General features: G+C 49.6%; 2 protein-coding genes. Both read left to right on the top strand.

Annotation, left to right across the window (positions count from 1 at the left end; all coding sequences use genetic code 11):
• Positions 1-2,297: efflux RND transporter permease subunit (locus VIP81_RS17785; RefSeq protein ID WP_331963880.1), on the top strand; the 2,297-nt coding region annotated here is incomplete at its 5' end.
• Positions 2,290-3,162: TolC family protein (locus tag VIP81_RS17780; RefSeq protein WP_331963877.1), on the top strand; the 873-nt coding region annotated here is incomplete at its 3' end. The genes VIP81_RS17785 and VIP81_RS17780, both read left to right, overlap by 8 nt.

Below are 3,162 nucleotides of genomic sequence, written 5' to 3'. Positions count from 1 at the left end.
CAGATGGCAAACCCTCTGCTTCTATCATGCTCAAACAACGCCCCGGCTCCAATGCCCGCGAAGTGATTAACAATGTGAAGTCGAAGATGGAAGAGATGAAAAACACGTCCTTCCCTCCCGGCATGACTTTCAACTTCAACTACGATGTATCCCGCTTCCTCGATGCATCTATTCACGAAGTAGTACGTACCCTGTTTGAAGCATTCCTGCTGGTATTTATCGTGGTATTTATTTTCCTGCAGGATTTCCGTTCCACGCTCATCCCCGCGCTGGCCGTGCCCGTGGCGCTGATAGGCACCCTGGCATTTATGCAGATGATGGGCTTTTCCATTAACCTGCTCACCCTCTTTGCCCTCGTACTGGCCATTGGTATTGTGGTAGATAATGCCATTGTAGTGGTAGAAGCCGTACACGTGAAAATGAACGAGGAACACCTCCCTCCTATGGAAGCCACGCTGGCAGCCATGAAAGAGATCAGTGGCGCACTGGTAGCCATCACATTGGTAATGTCGGCTGTATTTATTCCAGTGGCGTTCTTATCAGGTCCCGTGGGTGTGTTCTACCGGCAGTTCTCTCTCACACTGGCTATTTCCATTGTTATTTCCGGTATTAACGCAGTAACGTTAACGCCTGCACTCTGTGCTATCATGTTGAAGGATACACATGGTAAACCCCGTAAAAAGAATCTGTTACAACGTTTCTTTAACGGCTTCAATAAAGGGTACAATGCTACCGAAAACAAATATGCAAAACTGATCAGCTTCATTGCCGGCAGAAGACTTATCACCCTCGCGGCGCTGATATTCTTTTTTGCCGCCACCTGGGGCATCAGTGCCATCCTGCCTTCCGGATTTATTCCCACAGAAGATCAGGGCATGATCTACGTAAACGTCACCACACCTCCCGGTGCCACCGTAGAGCGTACAGAAGAAGTGCTGGATAAAGTACAGGCCATTGCGGCGCAACTCGGCGAAGTAGAATCAGTATCCACGCTGGCAGGATATAGCCTGGTGAATGAAGTGGCAGGTGCCTCCTACGGCATGGGCATGGTAAACCTGAAATCCTGGGATCAAAGAAAAGCTTCCGTCCAGGATATCATAGAACAACTGCAAAAGTTGACCGCCGGCATTGCAGATGCCAGCATTGAATTCTTCCCACCTCCTACTGTTCCCGGCTTTGGAAATTCCAGTGGTTTTGAATTGCGCTTACTGGATAAGAGCGGCAGCGGCGACTTACGGCAAACCGCTCAAATCACCAACCAGTTCATTGAAGCCCTGAAAAAAAGACCGGAAATAGGTAGTGCCTTCACCAGCTTCGATGCCGAATTTCCGCAATACCTCATTCATGTGGATCAGGCCATGGCCGCCAAAAAAGGCGTGAGCATCGAAAATGCAATGAGCAACCTGCAAACATTAATGGGTAGCTTCTATGCCTCCAACTTTATCCGCTTCGGACAAATGTATAAAGTGATGGTGCAGGCAGATCCGCACTATCGCACCAAACCAGACGACCTGTTACGCCTGCACGTTAAAAACGATCGGGGCGAAATGGTGTCCTACTCCGATTTTGTGCAACTGGAACGCGTATACGGACCGGAACAACTGACCCGATATAACATGTACACGGCCGCCATGATCAATGGAGATGCCAAACCAGGCTTCAGTAGCAGTCAGGCTATTGCAGCCGTGCAGGAAGTAGCTGCCAAAGAACTACCCAGAGGCTATAGTTATGAGTGGAGCGGCATGACGAGAGAACAAATTCTTTCCGGCAACCAGGCCATCTACATTTTCATGATCGTACTCGTGTTTGTATACCTGTTGCTGGCAGCACAATATGAAAGTTTCCTGCTGCCGCTACCGGTGCTGTTATCACTACCAGCAGGGATCTTCGGTGCCTTCCTGTCGCTTAAATTGCTGGGACTCGAAAACAATATATATGCACAGGTAGCCCTGGTGATGCTGATAGGCTTGCTGGGTAAAAATGCGATCCTCATTGTAGAGTTTGCGATCCTGAAAAACAAACATGGGTCTACCGTGCTGGCCGCCGCCAAAGAAGGGGCGGTATCCAGGTTGCGTCCTATTCTCATGACCTCCTTCGCCTTCATCGCGGGATTGATACCACTTTGTATCGCCTCCGGCGCAGGCGCTATGGGCAATCGTTCTATTGGCACTGCCGCTGCCGGAGGTATGCTGATCGGAACCATTTTCGGGGTGCTGATCATTCCCGGATTATATGTGCTGTTTGCGTCTATGATCCGCAAAAAATCTGTTGAACTTAAAGTGTACACCAATGAATAAACGCATCTGTCAATATACATTATATGCCAGTCTGGCCACCATTATGGCGGCCTGCGGCACACAAAAAGAACTATTACTACCAGAACGTATAACCGTCCCTGTTAGTTCCGGCAATAACGGCGATACGCTGTCCCTGAATAACTTTGCCCAGGTATTCAACGATCCGTATTTGCGTACGCTCATTGATACGGCCCTGCATAATAACTTCGATTTGTTATCCGCTGCGCAGCGGGTCACCACCGCGCAGGCCAATCTGATGATGGCTAAAAATGCCTGGCTGCCTACCCTCAACGTGGCATTGTCTGCCGGCGTGGATAAATATGCCGACTATACACTGAACGGCGTAGGTAACTATGATACCAATCTCTCACCCAATATCAGCAAAGACCAGCGGATCCCCGGCCCTACACCGGAGTACTTTGCAGGCTTGAGAAGTAGCTGGGAAATAGATCTCTGGGGTAAATTAAAAAGTCAGCGGCAGGCCGCCTATGCCCGTTTCCTTGGCAGTGAACAGGGACGCCGGCTGCTGATGACCCAAATAGTGGCGGGGGTAACCGGTTTGTATTATGAGCTCACGGCCATGGATAATGAACTGGCCATTATTCAACGCAATATCAAATTACAGGAAACTGCCGTAGCCACCGTGCATATTCAAAAAGCCGGCGGACGCGCCACAGAGCTGGCTGTACAACAATTTACCGCGCAATTATTAAGCACACAGGCGCTGGAGTTTGGCGTAAAGCAGGAAATTGCCTCCCTCGAAAATCAGCTCAATGCACTTTTGGGCAGGCTACCACAAACGATCGTACGCAGTACCGTCAAAGATGCACAAGCTTTGCCAGGTGCAGTAAAAAATGGTATTCCT

The sequence above is a fragment of the Chitinophaga sp. genome (assembly GCF_036566945.1).
Classification (GTDB): Bacteria; Bacteroidota; Bacteroidia; order Chitinophagales; family Chitinophagaceae; genus Chitinophaga.
The sequence above is the reverse complement of the archived record's forward strand: the minus strand, read 5'-3'. Positions and strand labels throughout refer to the sequence as shown.